Below are 16,812 nucleotides of genomic sequence, written 5' to 3' on the forward strand. Positions count from 1 at the left end.
ACCGTCGTGTTTTGCAGCATGACGGCCGCAAACGATTACCACGTTCGCGCTCAACCGAACTACGGTAAGCACCCGGCAAAGTCGCCTTGAAGCTCGAGTGTTCTGACGCGAGCATCGTGTCCATTAACAACTTTTAATGGACAGGTGTACACGATGGAAGAACTCGTAGCGAATCCCGAAGTCGCAGTGCAGCCGGTGCGGCGCCGCCGGCATAGCAAAGAATTCAAGGCGGAAGTGATGCGCGCGGCGATGCAGCCGCACGTGTCAATCGCGGCGGTGGCGCTGCACTATCGTCTCAATGCCAATTTGGTTCGCACATGGATCACCCGGCAAGCCAAGCGGCACGGGGCTACACAGGCCAGTCATTCAACCAATGTGTCACCCGCGGAATTTGTTCCGCTACAACTCGCGGCGCCGCCGAGCGTTGCGCCGGCGCCGGGCGCAATCGAGGTGGAAGTGCGCCGTGGAGCGACGGTGGTCACGGTGCGTTGGCCATTGTCGGCCGCCAGCGACTGCGCTGCGTGGTTGCAAGGTTGGCTGCGGTGATTCGCATCGAGGCGATTTGGCTGGCGACCGAACCGCTGGATATGCGCGCCGGCACCGAGACGATCCTCGCACGTGTCGTCAAGGTCTTCGGCTCGGCACGCCCGCATCACGCGTACTTGTTCGCCAACAAGAACTCGACGCGCATGAAGGTGCTCGTCTATGACGGCTTGGGTATCTGGCTGGCCGCTCGGCGTCTGAACAAGGGGCGGTTCATCTGGACGAATGGGGACCTGATGATCGCCACCGCGCTCAACTCCGAGCAATTGCAGGCGCTGGTGATGGGGCTGCCCTGGCGCACGCTTGCCCACGATCACGCGATCACGGTCGTGTAATGTCCCTAAAGCCGTAAACTGGCTTGCTTCCGCGGCGCGGTGGGTTCTGGCAGACTGCCCGCATGAACCTACCCGCCAATCTCGACGCTATGAGTCCCGACGAACTGCGCACGCTGGCTGCGCAGTTGATGGCTCAGGTTGGCGAGAACGAGCGGGAGCTGCGCTACCGCCAGACGCGCATCGACCAGCTCACGCACGAGATTGCTACGCTCAGGCGCCTGCAATTCGGCAAGCGCAGCGAGCAACTGAACGTCGAGCAGATGAGCTTGCTGAACGAAGCCATCGACGCCGACCTGGCCGCGCTGGAAATCGAGCTCGAGCAGTTGAAGTCGAAGCCGCCCGAGGACAAGCAGCGCCAGCAGCCCAAGCGTGCGCCGTTGCCAGCACGCTTGCCGCGCACCGACATCCACCATGAACCCGACGACATCACGTGCGCCTGCGGTTGCCAGCGCGTGCGTATCGGCGAGGACATCAGCGAGAAGCTGGACTATACGCCGGGCGTGTTCACGGTCGAACGTCACATCCGCGGTAAATGGGCCTGCAAGGCATGCGAGACGCTGATTCAGGCACCCGTTGCGCCCCATGTGATCGACAAGGGCATTGCCACCGTCGGGTTGCTCGCCCAGGTGTTGGTCGCGAAGTACGGCGATCACTTACCGTTGTACCGTCAAGAACGCATCTTTGAACGCGCGGGTCTTGCCATCCCCCAGTCAACGCTGGGCGAGTGGGTTGGCGTTTGCGGTGTGCGATTGCAGCCGCTGGTCGACGCGCTTCGGGAGGTGCTTCTCCAGCACGACGTGCTGCACGCCGACGAGACGCCGGTGCAAATGCTCGTTCCCGGCAAAGGAAAGACACAGCGCGCGTATGTATGGGCATACGCCACGACGCAGTTCACCGACGTGCGCGCCGTCGTCTACGAGTTCGCCGATAGCCGCGCGGGCGAACATGCTCGCAAGTTCCTCGGCAACTGGCGCGGCAAGCTTGTATGTGACGATCACAGCGGCTACAAAGCCGGATTCGAGTTGGGCATCACCGAGATCGCATGTGTTGCCCATGCAAGACGCAAATTCTTTGAGCTGCACGCCAGCAACAAGAGTGCAATCGCCGAGCAGGCGCTGAAATACTACGGCGAACTTTACGCGGTCGAGCGCGATGTCGCAGAACTCACTCCCGATCACAGACGTGAAGTGCGCCAAGAACGCGCTCGGCCGATCGCCGATGCGTTACATCAATGGATGCTCGCCCAACGCAAACTCGTCTCTGAGGGATCGGCGATCGCCAGGGCACTCGACTACAGCCTCAGGCGTTGGGAGGCGTTCACGCGTTATCTGGACAACGGGCACGTGCCCATTGATAACAACTGGCTCGAGAACCAGATCCGTCCTTGGGCCATCAGTCGGTCGAACTGGTTGTTTGCCGGTTCGTTGCGCGCCGGACAACGCGCTGCGGCGATCATGAGCCTCATTCGATCCGCGCAGCTCAACGGCCACGATCCCTACGTCTATCTGAAAGACGTCCTCAATCGATTGCCCACTCATCGAGCCGACGACATCGCCGCGCTTCTACCGCATCGTTGGGTACCTGCCGCAGCTTGATCGCCAGCGCTTTGCGCCCGGGATGCCTTCACCGGGTGCTTACGAACTACGTGCGTATAGCCTCACTCAGACACCCCGTAATTTGCACCGAAGGAGGCGTTTATTTCAGCCCGGCGAAATCCATTCTCGCGTTGCGAGCAGCCGGTTCGCCAAGTACGCGGGTGTGCCTTGGCCTGGCTAACTAGACACGCGTTCAGTCGTCGCATTGGCCTTTCGCACTAACCACCCGATGAATGAGGCGAGCCACGGGAAGCCGAACGACGCAAGGAAGAAAATCAGGCCAGCGAGAGGGATTCGATGAGCAATCATCGCCGCGATAGAACCCGCCATCAGCATATGAGCAACGTAGCTAATCCACGTTACCAACATCAACGCCGTCCGGCTGTATGCGTTAGGCCTCTGGGCCAAAACGCGCCTCATCGCAAGCAGTTGGTCTTTTGCCGCATAGACGCTGAGGAGTAGCGGAATGGCCATCGATGCACACCACAGAGACATTCGCAGCTTGTCGTCGTAGGTCGATTCCACGCCGGTTATCGCCAAGATTATTAGCGTGCAAATCCCGGCCGATCCCAGCGTATGTGTTTGTAAGAATGCTTCGAATCTGTCGGTATTTTGTCCAGTTTCTTCGTGCATATTGACGTTTTCCAATCAATTATTGCAGCAGAATCGCCTTGTCAGGCCGAAATGGTTGAGGCAGGCTAGGGTATGACGATGTGTGACAGGGGCCGGCGACCTCCAGATCGTTTTCCTGTTAGTAGAGTGGGCTACGCAAATCACTGAGCCCCGATCTTTCGAGCGCGAACGGCACACCGCGAAAGTAAGTCCGGTCATACCTAGGACGATCGTAAGTAGCGCGCTCTGGAACCAGCCTTGCCGGTGCATAGTAGCTGGCAATGAGCTCCGTTCAACCGACATCCGCACAACCCGCCGTCCAATCCCGTCGATCCGCACGACCTATCGCCCCAGAGTGCTCGCGAGCAAAGCCTGCCACCGTTTTAAACCCGTTTGCTGAACCGAGGCCATCAACTGCGCTTGGGATGACGTATCGACTTCAGACGCGCTTCCCGCGAACACAACCGTCGCGACGGTCCTCGGTGTACTCGCGTTCCTGAACTTACCTTCGTTGTCGATCCGCTCAATCCCAATCGCCCGGAAAAGCGCTAGCGAACCTTCGCCCAATTTCGAGTTTGGCGCTACATCGCCTACTACTGCGAAAGCCACCGTGTCGCCGTAAATAACCGCGGCCACGTCGCCGAGCGAGGACTTGGTGTGGGACATAACCCGTTCCGAAAGTGCGATGTACGCCACAGCGTTGGCATCTAAATAGTGCCCGTCATGCGTCGACAAGCTCGTTCCCGGTTGACCGTACCGATCCTGTTTCCAATAAATCGAGCCATCTGCATCCAAGTCGTACACCGCCTCGAAATACAGATCGCCCGTTGGAAGCAGTCCAACGAATGCAGCCGCTTTAAGGCCATCGAGCTTAACGGGCAGTTGCCCTGCGCGGGCGTGCAAAACTGCTTGCTGTTCCTTCAGCGGGGCGCTGTTTTCGTCATCGCGTGCCGTGGCGGGCGGTTGCGGAACCGGGCTAACTTTTCTTTCACGCTGCGGCAGCAACTGGGCTTGTGCTGGATCGCCTGCCTGGGTCGTAGCACTTCCGGCTGGCGCTTTCCCAACCCGAACCACGAACTGTTTCAATGTGCCCGCCGCGTCCTTCACAATGACCGTGTAGCTCTCGTCAGGCGTGCCGATGGGAATGTCCACTCTTACGACTGGCCCAGTGGACAAGGATTCGACTCTTGGCTGCGGCACCGGGAGCGCGGCGCCCGACTGGTCCTTCTGCGGCTCGTCCAGCAGTGAAGCCACAATCGGCGCAGTACCGCCCGAGATCGTGACTGAAACGGTACGGCCTACCACCGTAGTCTTCGTAGTATTTGAGTCGGCGTCGTTCACGCCGAGTTCCATTGGCGGTGCGATCGCAGGCCGGGTTCCGGTCAATTGTTGATAAGCGCAACCGGAATAGTCCGCTGGCCCGTATGTCGTCGAGGAGCTAGTGATTTTCTTCGCAGTCGCTATATAAAGACGCACGGCGGTATCAGCGGCGAGCAGTGCCTCATTAGCGGTCTCGCGCTGTTGCTCGAAGTGCGAAGCCGTGGCAGGAGCCGAAGCCGCAGCCAAGGCCGAGGCCAATTTCTCGGGCACCGTGATGGATGGCGGCGCGTTCTGGGGCTGCCTCCCCGCAGGTTGAACACCGCTCACCTTGAAAGCGCCGCCGATAAGCGATCGATCTTCCTGTATGGTCGGCTGATCATCGGCGATCTGCTGATTAGTCTGCGCAATGATCAGGTGAACTGCTTTAAACAGAAGCGCATTTTGCTGACTGAGAGGCGCCTCGATATACGCATCCCATTGCGATTTTTGCGCGTACAAATCGTCCAGCCACTCCTCCGCCGATGCCGTACTTTGCAAATTGTCGTCAACCCCGAGACGGAGAAGGATTGTCTTCGTCTTCCCTAATGCATCGGAGGCCGACGTCAGGGCATGCTGAGCCGCCTCTCCCGAGGCGAGAGCCAATCTACGTTCGAGGGCGGGCGCTGTTGCGACCGCATAAGTTGTACGAGCACATTGAATGGCCGCCTCCGCGCGCGAGTAGATGCGCTCATAGCGCGGGGCAAGCACATACTCGCGCACGCCATACACCGCACCGCCGCCGGCAGCCATTGCTGCGATGCCGATACCGCTCCCTCGCCTGAACCCTTCAAAAGCAATCAACGCAGCGAGCGGAATTAAGCCAGATTCGGAGTAGATCCGCCCTTGAGCAGCTTGGGCACGCATTTGCGCGACCACCTGCTGGGCATGTACGGCAAACTCTGCCGCTTCATCAGGCCCGTATGAAATGAGCGAACCACGCGGCAGATCCCCGTAATTGGACGTTACGTAGCCACCCTGAAGCGCGGCGCATCCGTTGACTAGCAGTAGCGCAAGCACAGCAAGACGCCGCGCAAAGATGCGCGTCGGAACCCGTAGCATGACTACCCCCGGTTTTAGAGGATTTCGTTATTTTTTGACTTCCACCAGCCTATCCGGACTGCCCCAAATTGCCGCCGGTGCAAATTGACGTCGGGCGCTACTCGGGCGTTATTGCGTCCGCCGGTCTACGGCTCGTCGGGACATCATAGGCTAAGGTCTTCGTCGGTGCACGTTATTCTTCCGACCTAAAAGCATGAAATGTTAAAAATTTTTAAAAGCAGCATTACATTAAGCTGACACTTAATTGTCACGTGTCGCCGGTAACATTCGCGCATTCCTCCCTTGGCCTCACCATGCTTGCCCTGCTCGTCGCCGCCTTTTACGAAACCGCTCGCCAAGGCAGCGTGACCGCTGCGGCGAAACGGCTCGACGTCAGTCAACCGACTATCACCTCGCGAATCCAGCAGCTCGAGCGTCACTATGGCGTCGAGCTTTTTTATCGCCGAGGCAATCGGCTCGACCTAAGCGACGCCGGCGCATCGCTAATGCCGCTAATCGGGCAAATGCTGCAAATCGAGAACGACATCGATTTCGCACTACGCAATGAGCAAGAGTTGCGAACAGGCACCCTACGCGTCGGCACGACGGGCCCGTTTTATATCCTCCCTGCGATTGCGGCATTTCGACGCCAATACCCCGCCGTCAAAATCAGCATCGAAATCGGCAACTCCCAACAGGTGCTCGATGCATTAGTGGATTTTCGTGTCGACATCGCGGTGTCGTCTCAACAAAACGACGACCCGCGGTTCGTACGGCACACCATCGCGAACGATCGCCTTGTCGCCGTCGTCCACCCTTCTCATCCTTTTGCGTCGCGCGACACACTCTCGCTGACAGAATTGACCGGGCATCCGCTGCTACTGCGCGAACCGGGTTCACGCACACGCGTGCTGATGGAGCACGTATTGAAGCAAGCGGGCGTCGAACTACCCTCGAGCGTGATCGAACTGGGTAGCCGCGAGGCAGTACGCGAGGCCGTTCGCTGCGATATGGGGTGCACGCTCATGCCGCGCGGCGAAGTTGGCGCGTATCCCGATCTGCGAGCAGTGGCCATCGTCGACGACATGCCGTCGATGGGCGAATACCTGTATTACCTCGACGCACGTGCAGGCACTCGCCTCATCACCGCATTCATCGCCAACATCGCTGACAAAAGCGAGCGAGCGTAGGCGCATCGAGCGAGACCAACGGATCGCCGCGTGCGCCGCGCTCGCAAGAGTGCACGAGCGCAACAGCAACGCGGCCCTCTTCGTTAGCTAACGATTATCGCCGGATCGCTAATGCCGTCCTTGCCCGTCTCGATGCGCCCGGCGAAGCGTCGCATGAGCCCGTTTTCGGCCGTCAACGTGAAGTCATACCAACCGCTCGAGGCGGCAAGCGTCCAGTACGGTTCGACTTGCATTCCGGCCGGCACCGCATAGGTCCACGGACCATCGGTGCGATACGCGTTGGACGTGACGGTCACCTGACTCGTCGCATTGCCGACGTTCATGATCGTCAAGTACACGGCGTCGTTCGCCGGATCGTAGCAAACGCGCACCTCGGTCACCGGTCCGGTCGCGCCTTTCGCGACGTTGCCCTGAAATTCCCGCAGAAAGCCGTTTGGCCCAAGCACCCATAGATCGTAGTTGCCCGCATCGTCGGCCATCGCTCGCCAAGAATCCGAGATCTGCTTGCCTGCTTCGACGGTGTATCGGCGCGGCGCGCGATCGAGATGCAGCTTGTCGTAGACATGAAACACCGCGCCGGCGGTGCCCGTATTGCTGAACGTTAGCCACAGCAGGCCCCCGCTTGTATCGGCGCTCGCGCTCGTATGCAATTCGTACGGCAGCGCGCGCGATGGGCGTGTGCCCTGCTGCTGTGCCGGCATCTGCTGTGCATTGACCGGCGGTACCGGTACTGCACCCAGCAGGCTTTGCTGCGCGTTTTGTGCATCGGCCGAGGCCTTGCTCGGCGCCGGCAGCGATGTAGTCGGGTTTGCGTTCGGAGTCTTGAAATTGAACGCCGATGTCAGATCGCCGCAGACAGCCCGGCGCCACGCACTGATATTCGGCTCCTGCACACCGAAACGCTGCTCGAGAAAGCGCAGTACCGACGTGTGGTCGAACACTTCCGAGTTGACCCACCCACCCGTACTCCACGGCGATACGACGAACATCGGCACGCGCGGGCCCGGGCCGTACGTTCGGCCGTCCGGCGCGAGCGGCGAATCGTCGCCGGGCGGATTCGGTACCGTGAAATACTCGTGTTCGGTACTCGCCGTCGATTTGCCCGCATAAGTACCGTCCGCGTTACGCGACGGCGGGTTCGGCGGGGGCATGTGATCGAAGAAGCAGTCGTTCTCGTCGTAATTGACGAAGAGCACGGTCTTGCTCCAGATATCCGGGTTGGCAGTGAGCGTATCGAGCAGACGCTGTAGGTAGTAAGCGCCCTGCCCGGGCGTCGATACGCCCGGATGCTCGCAGTACGCCTGCGGCGAGACGATCCAACTGACCTGCGGCATCCGGCCGACCGCGATGTCATCCGCCAGCGCCTGCAAGAATCCGCCGTCGGGCATGGTGTTGCCGATTCCCTTATACAGCGGCGACAGCGCCTCCATCGCGGGCGTGTACGGTACGTCGGGCGAGCCCGGTACGGTCTCGTTGACTTTGCGGAACGTCGCGAAACCCGCAAGCGGATTGTCGGTGTAGTTGTCCGGCATGTTCTGGTAGACCTTCCAACTTACGCCGGACGCCTGCAACCGTTCGGGATACGTCGTCCACGTGAGCCCCGTCGCGGATGGGCCGAAACTGTCCCAGCCGTTGTTGTTCACGACGGCCGTGTTCGAAGCGGTCGCGCCGTTCGTGCCGGTCCACTGAAAGATGCGGTTGGAGTTCGTACCTCCATGCAAGGAGCAGTGGTACGCATCGCAGATCGTGAACGCGTTCGCGAGCGCGAAATGAAACGGTAGGTCGGCCGGCCGCAGATACCCCATCGACATCTCGCCCTTCGCAGCGGGCCACGCCGCCATTCGGCCGTTATCCCAAGCGGCGTGCGCATCGGTCCACGAGTGTGCGCCGCCGACAAGCAACGCGTTCCCCTTCGTACTATCCAAATAAAACGGCAACAAGCTGCGCGCGCCGTCGCTTTGCTGCCAAACAGGCACGCCCCCCGGCTGCGGGATCGTGAAGCGATCGCCGAAGCCGCGCACGCCGGGCATCGTGCCGAAATAATGATCGAAGGAGCGGTTCTCCTGCATGAAGATCACGACGTGCTGAACGTCGTTGATCGTGCCGGTCGGGCTATGGGCCGGAATGGCAAGCGCGCGGCGGATCGCGGGCGGAAACATGGCGAAAGCGGTGCCGGCGGCAGCGGCACGGAGAAACGAACGACGGTCAATATGAGTCATGGTCGAAAATGGATCGTCTCGTAAGGGCGCACGCGTTACGGCGCACAGCGCAACTGGGAATTCAGCGACGGCGATTGCAACGCCGTGGTTCCGGACGCGGGGCATGGACCGGCACCGGGCAGCGCGACGATCGGCACCGGCGCGCTCGCGCCACCTGCTCCAGCGGGCGCGGCGTTCGCCTTCGTGGCGGCCGAAGTACTGTTGTCGGAGGTGTCGCCGTTGCATCCCGCGAGCACCGCACTCAGCAGGCAAAGGGCACCAAGGGCGGCCGTTCCACGAAGGCGGCGGATACCGCCCAAGCGACGCGATAGGATTGCGTTCATTTCTCGGCACTCCCTCAGTGAAGGATCGAAGACAGCGGTTTGCCCGAGCCCACGATCGATTGCAGCTCCGCCTCTGTCACGACGCGGTTCCAGATCGCGATATCCGAGAAGCTTTCAACGTTCGGCGAGACGGTCGTACATGAGTTGACCGTGTAGCCGCCGGCGTAATAGCTGGCCGGTTGGCCGCAAGCGAGCATGTGGTATTGACCCGTCCCATCTTCGTTCACGCCGAATGTTTTCGTGCCGAGGCCGGGCAGCGCCGAGACCGACACCGTCAGCGGCGTGCTCTGTTTTTGTTCTCCGAGCACCGGGTCGAACGTGTAGGCCGTCATGGTCTTGCCGACGGTGTCGATCACGAAGGCCGCATACACCCACTTGTTCGCGGTCACGTTCATGGTTTTCAAGTCGTCGCGGTTCGTGCCGTCACCTGCGTTGTACTGGATGTTGCAGGTGCCCGATGCCTGCGGGAACAAGCCGATCGCGACACCGGGATTGCGCCCGCTTTGCCAGTTCTTGTTGGCAAAGACCGGCGTGCCGTACCCGACGACATCGCTGCACGGTGTCTTAAGCCACATACCGATCGTGAATTGCGGTTGCGTCGTAATATCGGCGTTTTGGACGAGCTTGTATCCGTCATAGCCGCTCGTATCGACAGTCTGCGTCGTCACCTGGAGCCCCTGACTACCGAACGGATCGGCGGTCAACGAGCCGCCGTTTGCGTCGGCGGCGAACGGGGCCATCGTGCTCGCGCTCAGCGAATCGATGCCCGGCAGTGCCCCGAACGGGTAGTACGACGCCAGACCGTTCTTCAGTGTTGTCGCGAGCGGAGGCGGCGGAGGTGGCGGCGGAGCGAATGCGATGCGCTGGATCCCGCCGACCGACGCGGCGCCCGCTGTCACCACATAGTCGAAACTGTAGGTGCCTGCCGCGGTCAGGCCGAGTTGGCTGTCGGTGTAGGTCGTCGTGCCCGCGGGCAGCGTCGCGATTTGCTTGCCTGCGCGCCAGAGACCGATTGCACCGGTCGCGGGCGCTTTCCACGAAAGCACTAAGCTCTGGCCGTCCGCGCTCGGGGCGGCGGCGAACTGCGAGACAGGCTGAGCACCGACCAACTCGCCCCCATCCATTTCATAAGCCGACGACGTCGGCAGCGCTTGCAGTTGGGCGAGCACGGTCGGGGCGATGTCGGCAATGCTCGAACGCGTTTGGAGATCGGCGAGCGATGTGGGCTGCGCGGCGCTGCCGAGCCGGCCGTTGTCGGGTTGGTTCATTGCAACGAACGTCGTCGATTCGGGCAGCAACGGCAAACCGTCGCTGCCCCCCGCTGCGTTCAACCCATGCCCGCCCGTGACGACGATCAACCACTTCTCGTTCGTACGCTTGGCGGTTTCTGCGGCAAGCGCGCCGACAGCCGCGTCGAGCTGTTTCAGCGCGCCCGTATAGGCGGACGCGCCGAGACCGTAGTTCAGTGCGGCATCTTGCGCCGAGTGATATTGCGCCAAGACCAGCGCGTAGCCGTTGTCGATCATCGCCACACTTTGCTGGGTCACGCAGCTGTCGACCGACGCACAGTTCACGAGCGTATCGAGGCTGCCCGTGTCGCGGTTGCTTCCCAGCAGCGATGCGAGGCCGGCCGAGCTGACCGCCGCGCCGAAGACGCCCGCGTGCGCACTCTTCAGCATCTCGAAGGCGGTCGGTGCCTGAAGCGCCTGACTCGTGGAATTGGATAGCACCTGATGACGATTGCCCCAAGCGCCGGTCAACAGTGTGGCCCAACTCGGCATGTCGAGATTCGGCTGCTGCGTGAGGGTGCCGTTGACGCCGCCGCTGTATGCAGGTGCCGCGTGCAGTTTGGCGAGATTGGGCAGTGAACCGTTCGCCATACCGGCCGACAGCGCCGCATAAGTGAAACCGTCGAGTTCGATCACGAGCGCGCGGTTCGCGACCGGCTGAACAGGTGCAGTGGAGTTGCCGTCGCCACCGCTGATCGAATTGCCGGACGCCGGACTGTTCGAGCCGGTATTGCCGCCGCACGCGCTGAGCGCAGCGATCAAAGTCAGCCCGCACAGGCATCGTGCGAGAGTCGTCTTTTGCATGTATCCCCCAAATTGGAATCTCCAAGCACGCCCGGAGAACTGCCGCAATTCTGGAGGAGGCATGCGATAACAGTATTTCTTTTCGCTAAAGCGTGCCTATACAGCTATTTATTTTTTGCGATTACACCATGCTTTATTACTTCCTATTCCTTAAAGTTCGATAATGTTTTGGCTAAAGCATCCCGATAGAACCATCAGCTTTTTTGGGTGATATCCACGATTGAGCGGCCTGCCCGATAGACCGCGCGCTTATTTGCATGCGCTCTAATATTTTTTATGAAATTGTCACGGTCGATGCATAGGCTCTGTCGCCACGACTAATTCATCCGCTCTTTGTGGAGTTTTGTCGATTTTTGGGGTGATGTGAGTGACGGCAGCTCTGCCTTGCTCGTTTGCTATTTTTAAAAAATAAAGGTAAGAACCATGGAAGCAAACCGTTTGCGACCGATTACGCTTGCGCTTCGCGCCATTGTTGCGGGATCGGTCCTGCTCGTATCGCTAGCTGGCTGCAATAGCTCCAGCAATGACACGCCGGCGGCCAACACGGGGGATATCAGCAAAGTTCAGAACGTTGTCGTCATCTATCTGGAAAACCGCTCCTTCGACAACCTGTTCGGCAACTTCCCCGGCGCGAACGGCCTTAGCAACGTCGTGGCGGCCAACGCCCAGGTCAATTTTGACGGCAAAACCGTACTGACGAAGCTGCCCGCCGTTTGGGGAAGTGAAACCGATCCTTCGCTGGGTCTTGTCAGCACGCTGCCCAATGCGCCTTTCCGCTTGGACGCCCCGCCGATCAACAGCACGATGAGTGTGGTCGGGCCGGATCTCGTGCATCGTTTCTATCAACACCAGATGCAGATCAACGGCGGCGCCAACAACATGTTCGCTGCCTATTCGAATCGCGGCGGCTACGTCATGGGCTACTACGACGGTTCGGGCCTGAGTCTCTATAAGCTCGCTCAGCAATATACGTTGGCCGACAACTTCTTCCAGGGTGCGTTCGGCGGTTCGTTCCTGAACCACCAATACCTCGTCTGCGCTTGCGCCCCGACCTACCCCAACGCACCGGCCAGCGAAATCGCGACCGTGGACGCCAGCGGCAAGGCCCTGGTGATCGATCCGACGTCGCCGGCGAGCGCGAACCAAGGCCAAGTCAAATTTGTCCACGACGGTTCGGTGACCCCCGACGGCTATGCGATCAATACGATCCTGCCGCCGTATCAGCCGAGCGCGGCGCCTTCGGCGGCCGGCCAGGACGTGCGGTTGGCCAACCCCGCGGGCGATGCCTACGAAGGCTCTGCCGTATTGCCGCCGATCGACTCGACCAAATTCACGACGATCGGCGATACGCTGACCTCGGCCGGCGTCAATTGGAAATGGTATGCGGGTCAATGGAACAACGCGCTCGTGGAAGGTCTCACCGTCCGCGACAGCAAGAACTACAAGCTGATCTGGACGGAAACGCCGGGCCAACCGGATTTCGAGCCCCATCACCAGCCGTTCAACTACTACTCGCGTTTCGACCCGACGACGCCGCAGGGACAAACCGAGCGCGCCAACCACTTGCAAGACGCCACGAACATGCTGAGCGACGCGGCAAACGGCACGTTGCCTCCGGTGTCGTTCTATAAGCCGGCGGGTAACCTCAATGCTCACCCAGGCTATTCGGACGTAGAAAGCGCCGATGCCGACCTGGCCAACGTGATCGGCACCTTGCAGAAGAGCCCGCAGTGGGCGCATATGGCGATCGTCGTGACGACCGACGAATTCGGCGGCTTCTTCGACCACGTAACGCCGCCCACGGGTGACCGCTGGGGTCCGGGTTCACGTATCCCCGCCGTCGTGATCTCGCCGTACGCGAAGAAGGGCTATGTCGATCACACCTACTACGATACGGCGTCGATCTTGAAGTTCATCACGAAGCGCTTCAACCTGAAGCCGTTGGCAGGCTTCCGTCCGGCCACCGGCGATCTGACCAACGCGTTCGATTTTACTCAGGCTCCTTAAGGTCTTAACGCCTTAAGCGATCGAAACGGTGTAGCTTCAATCGCAAGGGCCGGCACGCGTGAGCGCGCCGGCCCTCGTGCCTACTTTGCGTCTAGATGCCAGCTCAGCGTCTCGATCACAAGTTCGTGGTCTTTGAAGTCTTCGAGACCCGAGACGGACATCACCCCCACGATGCCCGCGCTCGCCACCCGCAAGGGTACCCCTCCGCCATAGACGGTGTAGTGCTCCTCGGAAAGCCCCGACTCGGCTAACGTCCGACCTTCTCGCCGCAACATAGTCCCTACCTCGAGCGAGCTCTTGCCGAAATGCAAGACAGTATTTTCTTTACGCCGTATCCATTTGTCGTTGTCCGCGCAGCTTCCTTCCAACGCGCAGTAAAACAGTGTGCGGTGCATGCTCTTCACGCTCACGACAATAGGCAACGTACGGCGCGCCGCGATGTTGACCGCGATTTCGCCCAGCTTGCGCGCGACCTCTGCTCCGAACGTGGGCAACGTCGTACGCGCGGCTTGCTCGTCGAATGTCTCAATCCTAGGGGCGGCAGCGACCTTCGCCATGTTTCACTCCTGTGTCTACTTCGATCTAATCGGCTCGCGCCTACGGCTAGGCGTCGATACCCGCATGAACGCCAAGGTATGCTTTCATCCGCCGCACCGAGAGTTCCGGATCGATCAGCACGCCGCACGTATCGGCTTCACGGAACAGACGGGCGAAATGCTGCACCGACCGCGCCGACTCCATGCCGGCCGCCATCGAAAAGTGGTCTTGATGCCCATTGAGCCAGGCAAGGAAAACCACGCCCGCTTTGTAGTACTGCGTCGGTGCGCAGAACAGTTCGCGCGACAGCGTCTGGGTCGGCATGATGATGTCACGATATCCGGCCAAGTCGCCTCGTCCAAGTGCCCTCATCGCTTGTGCCGCAACGGGCGCTATCGGATCGAAGATGCCGAGCAGCGCATGCGATACCCCCGTGCTGTCCCCTGCGATAAGGTCGCCGTAGTTGAAGTCGTCGCCCGTATACATGCGTACGCCCTCGGGTAAGTGCGCACGCAACTCGCGTTCGTACTCGGCGTTGAGCAGCGAGATCTTGATTCCTTCGATCTTCGCTTGATGCAACCGGACGATGTCGAGTACGGTACGCATTGCCTCGCGCACGTCGCGGCTTCCCCAATATCCAGCCAGCGAAGCATCGAATGCATCGCCGAGCCAATGCAGGACGACTTTGCGATTGCTTTGTGCGAGCACCGCATCGTAGACGCTGACGTAATCGTCCCGCGATCGCGCGGCTGCGCAAAGCGCACGGCTGGCCATCATGACCGAGCGGCCTCCGGCATGTTCGATGACTTCGAATTGCGCTTGGTAGGCGGCGATCACATCGGACAGGCTATGACGGACTCGATCGTCGAGTTGGTCGGTTCCGGCACCGCAAGCGAGATCCGCGCCGTCGATCGTGCGTGCATGCGCGACGCTGCGCCGAATCAGCTCGGCCGCGCCGGGCCAGCCGAGGCCCATGCCGCGCTGAGCAGTGTCCATCGCTTCCGCGACTTTGAAGCCGAGTCCGTAAAGGTAGGTACGAAACGCCAAGGTACGGTCCCAGTCGATCGTGGGCGAACTCGACCACGGCTGGTATTCCGCATGGGGGTTGATCACGACGTGAGCGGCCGCATAGGCAACACGGCCGAACGCGCCGGTATCGCCGTGCGCGGCGCGAGGCTCCGCATGCTTCAGGGTGTAGCGACACAGTTCGGCGTCGCCGGCCGGCAATAGGATCTGCATGTTTTGTCTCTCAAGAAGCGATCAATGCGTGGTTCACGTGCCCTACCCGCGTCGCCGATCGTTGGGCATCTTCCGCACGCGGGAGGGACGATTCCGAGACGGGACCTTTGCCGATGATCAGGTCGGCCGCTTTCTCGGCGACCATAATCGTCGGCGCGTTCGTATTGCACGACGGGATGAACGGCATCACGGACGCGTCGACCACCCGCAGACCTTCGATACCGATTACGCGCAAGTCAGGGGCAACGACGCTCTCGGGCGAGTTAGGATCGCCCATTCGGCACGTCCCTACCGGGTGGTGGTCGGTCTTGGCGTTCGCGCACGCGTAGTCGAACAAATCGGCGTCCGATTGCACGGCGGCGCCGGGCAGCACCTCCGATTGGACGAAGGGCGAAAGTGCGCGCTGCGCCATGAGTTCGCGCGCCAACCGCAATCCCTTGAGCGAGGCCGCCCGGTCTTCAGGATCGGCCCAGTAGTTCGGGTCGATCAACGGCGCGCTTGCGGGGTCGGCGTTCGCGAGACGTACGGTGCCGCGCGAGCGGGGGCGCAAAAACGCCGTGTTCAACGTGACGCCGGCGTGTTGCAGCTTCGCCATCCCCGCTTCGATCCCCGAACCGAGACCCAGATGCAACTGAATATCCGGCGAGCGCGCGGTGGAATCGAGGCCGTCCGCATACCAGAACCCTCCTGTTTCAAAGAGGCTTGAGGCCACGGGTCCCTTTTTCTGCACGAGATATTGAAGCCCGGCGACCGCTGCGTGATGCAGCTTGTTGTACTTGTCGTATGTGTGCTCTCCTGTGCATTCGGCGATGACGAACAAGTCGAGGTGATCCTGCAAGTTCTCACCCACGCCGGGCAAGTTGTGCAACGGGCGCACGCCTACGGCTTCCAAATGCGCGGCGGGGCCGATGCCGGACTGCAACAAAAGCTTCGGGCTACCGATGGCGCCCGACGAAACGATCACATCGCGCCGGGCCCGTACGAGCTTCGGCGTGCGCTCGTCGCCTGTGACGATTTCGACGCCGATCGCGCGCTCGCTTTTCACGACGACGCGTAACGTTTGCGTTCGAAGCCAGACGGAAAGGTTCGGCCGCCCGAGGACGGGATCGAGGAAGCTGCTCGATGCCGACGAGCGGCGCGCATTGCGCTGAGTGAGTTGGTAGTAGCCGAGCCCCGCCTGCGCCGCTCCATTGAAGTCGGCATTGAACGGAATGCCCATGTCCTGGCCGGCACGGAAAAAGGCTTCGCAAATCGGCAACGGGCTGACGGGGTTGGACACGCCGAGCGGTCCGCCATAGCCGTGAAACGTATTCGCGAAGCGCTCGTTGTCTTCCGAGCGCTTGAAATAAGGCAGGACATCACGGTACTGCCATCCGGTAGCACCGCCGAGCGATTCCCATTCGTCGTAGTCGTCCGGCACGCCGCGCGTATAGATTTGCGCGTTGATCGACGACCCGCCGCCGATGACCTTCGCCTGCGTGAATCGCAGTACGCGGTCTTTCAGGTGCCTTTGCGGCACCGTATGCCACCCCCAAGACCCGATCCCCTTCGTCATCTTGGCGAAGCCGGCCGGCATATGAAAGAGCGGATGACTATCGCGGCCGCCCGCTTCCACGAGCAAGACGCTGACCGATGGATCGGCGCTCAAACGGTTGGCCAGCACGCAGCCTGCGGAACCGCCGCCCGTGATGATGTAATCGTAGGTCAAGTTATTCATGCTTC

The 16,812-nt window shown here is 60.8% G+C and carries 13 protein-coding genes; 5 read left to right on the plus strand and 8 right to left on the minus strand.

Annotation, left to right across the window (positions count from 1 at the left end; genetic code table 11):
• The first annotated feature begins 153 nt into the window (after positions 1-153).
• The 3 genes from tnpA to tnpC all read left to right on the plus strand — a co-directional run bounded on the left by tnpA (position 154) and on the right by tnpC (position 2,473).
• Complete coding sequence (tnpA, locus tag AB1286_RS26235; RefSeq protein WP_430362722.1) at positions 154-546, plus strand: IS66-like element accessory protein TnpA; 393 nt, start codon at positions 154-156, stop codon at positions 544-546.
• Complete coding sequence (gene tnpB / locus AB1286_RS26240; RefSeq protein WP_430361780.1) at positions 543-878, plus strand: IS66 family insertion sequence element accessory protein TnpB; 336 nt, start codon at positions 543-545, stop codon at positions 876-878. The genes tnpA and tnpB overlap by 4 nt, the downstream gene beginning before the upstream one ends.
• 62 nt (positions 879-940) lie before the next feature.
• The gene (tnpC, locus tag AB1286_RS26245) at positions 941-2,473 is read left to right on the plus strand and encodes an IS66 family transposase (RefSeq protein WP_430362721.1); all 1,533 of its coding nucleotides are present in this window, start codon (positions 941-943) and stop codon (positions 2,471-2,473) included.
• A 177-nt stretch (positions 2,474-2,650) separates the two neighbouring features.
• Here the strand turns inward: tnpC and AB1286_RS26250 are convergent, their stop codons facing one another.
• Together AB1286_RS26250 and AB1286_RS26255 are read right to left on the minus strand one after the other, a co-directional pair.
• A complete protein-coding gene (locus AB1286_RS26250; RefSeq protein WP_430366141.1) occupies positions 2,651-3,106 on the minus strand; it encodes a hypothetical protein in 456 nt (151 codons plus the stop codon).
• Positions 3,107-3,427: 321 nt separating this feature from the next.
• The gene (locus AB1286_RS26255; protein ID WP_430366142.1) at positions 3,428-5,461 is read right to left on the minus strand and encodes a glycoside hydrolase family 75 protein; all 2,034 of its coding nucleotides are present in this window, start codon (positions 5,459-5,461) and stop codon (positions 3,428-3,430) included.
• Positions 5,462-5,796: 335 nt separating this feature from the next.
• Between AB1286_RS26255 and AB1286_RS26260 the strand changes: the two genes are divergently transcribed.
• On the plus strand, positions 5,797-6,672 hold the full coding sequence (locus AB1286_RS26260; RefSeq protein WP_430366143.1) for a LysR substrate-binding domain-containing protein: 876 nt from the start codon (positions 5,797-5,799) through the stop codon (positions 6,670-6,672).
• An 83-nt stretch (positions 6,673-6,755) separates the two neighbouring features.
• Here the strand turns inward: AB1286_RS26260 and AB1286_RS26265 are convergent, their stop codons facing one another.
• The 3 genes from AB1286_RS26265 to AB1286_RS26275 are packed head-to-tail and all read right to left on the minus strand — an operon-like array spanning position 6,756 to position 11,307.
• Positions 6,756-8,891, minus strand: coding sequence for a phosphocholine-specific phospholipase C (locus AB1286_RS26265; protein ID WP_430366144.1), 2,136 nt, complete (start codon positions 8,889-8,891; stop codon positions 6,756-6,758).
• Positions 8,892-8,926: 35 nt separating this feature from the next.
• Positions 8,927-9,214: a hypothetical protein gene (locus AB1286_RS26270; RefSeq protein ID WP_430366145.1), complete on the minus strand. Its 288-nt coding sequence runs from the start codon at positions 9,212-9,214 to the stop codon at positions 8,927-8,929.
• A 14-nt stretch (positions 9,215-9,228) separates the two neighbouring features.
• Positions 9,229-11,307 (minus strand): alkaline phosphatase family protein, encoded by a 2,079-nt coding sequence (locus AB1286_RS26275; protein ID WP_430366146.1) that lies wholly within the window; start codon positions 11,305-11,307, stop codon positions 9,229-9,231.
• Positions 11,308-11,730: 423 nt separating this feature from the next.
• On the opposite strand from AB1286_RS26275, the gene acpA reads away from it, so the two are divergent.
• Positions 11,731-13,314, plus strand: a complete 1,584-nt coding sequence (gene acpA, locus AB1286_RS26280; protein WP_430366147.1) for an acid phosphatase — start codon at positions 11,731-11,733, stop codon at positions 13,312-13,314.
• 80 nt (positions 13,315-13,394) lie between these two features.
• On the opposite strand, the gene AB1286_RS26285 is transcribed toward acpA, so the two are convergent.
• Genes AB1286_RS26285 through AB1286_RS26295 form a run of 3 tightly spaced genes read right to left on the minus strand, consistent with a single transcriptional unit; the run spans position 13,395 to position 16,807 of the window.
• Entirely contained in the window at positions 13,395-13,871 is a 477-nt protein-coding gene (locus AB1286_RS26285; protein ID WP_430366148.1) for a heme-degrading domain-containing protein, read from the minus strand.
• 46 nt (positions 13,872-13,917) lie between these two features.
• Positions 13,918-15,090, minus strand: coding sequence for a dihydrodipicolinate synthase family protein (locus tag AB1286_RS26290; RefSeq protein ID WP_430366149.1), 1,173 nt, complete (start codon positions 15,088-15,090; stop codon positions 13,918-13,920).
• Positions 15,091-15,100: 10 nt separating this feature from the next.
• Positions 15,101-16,807, minus strand: a complete 1,707-nt coding sequence (locus AB1286_RS26295) for a GMC family oxidoreductase (RefSeq protein WP_430366150.1) — start codon at positions 16,805-16,807, stop codon at positions 15,101-15,103.
• Between the last annotated feature and the right edge of the window lie 5 nt (positions 16,808-16,812).

Source organism: Trinickia sp. NRRL B-1857, assembly GCF_050470685.1.
In the GTDB taxonomy this organism is placed as follows: Bacteria; Pseudomonadota; Gammaproteobacteria; order Burkholderiales; family Burkholderiaceae; genus Trinickia.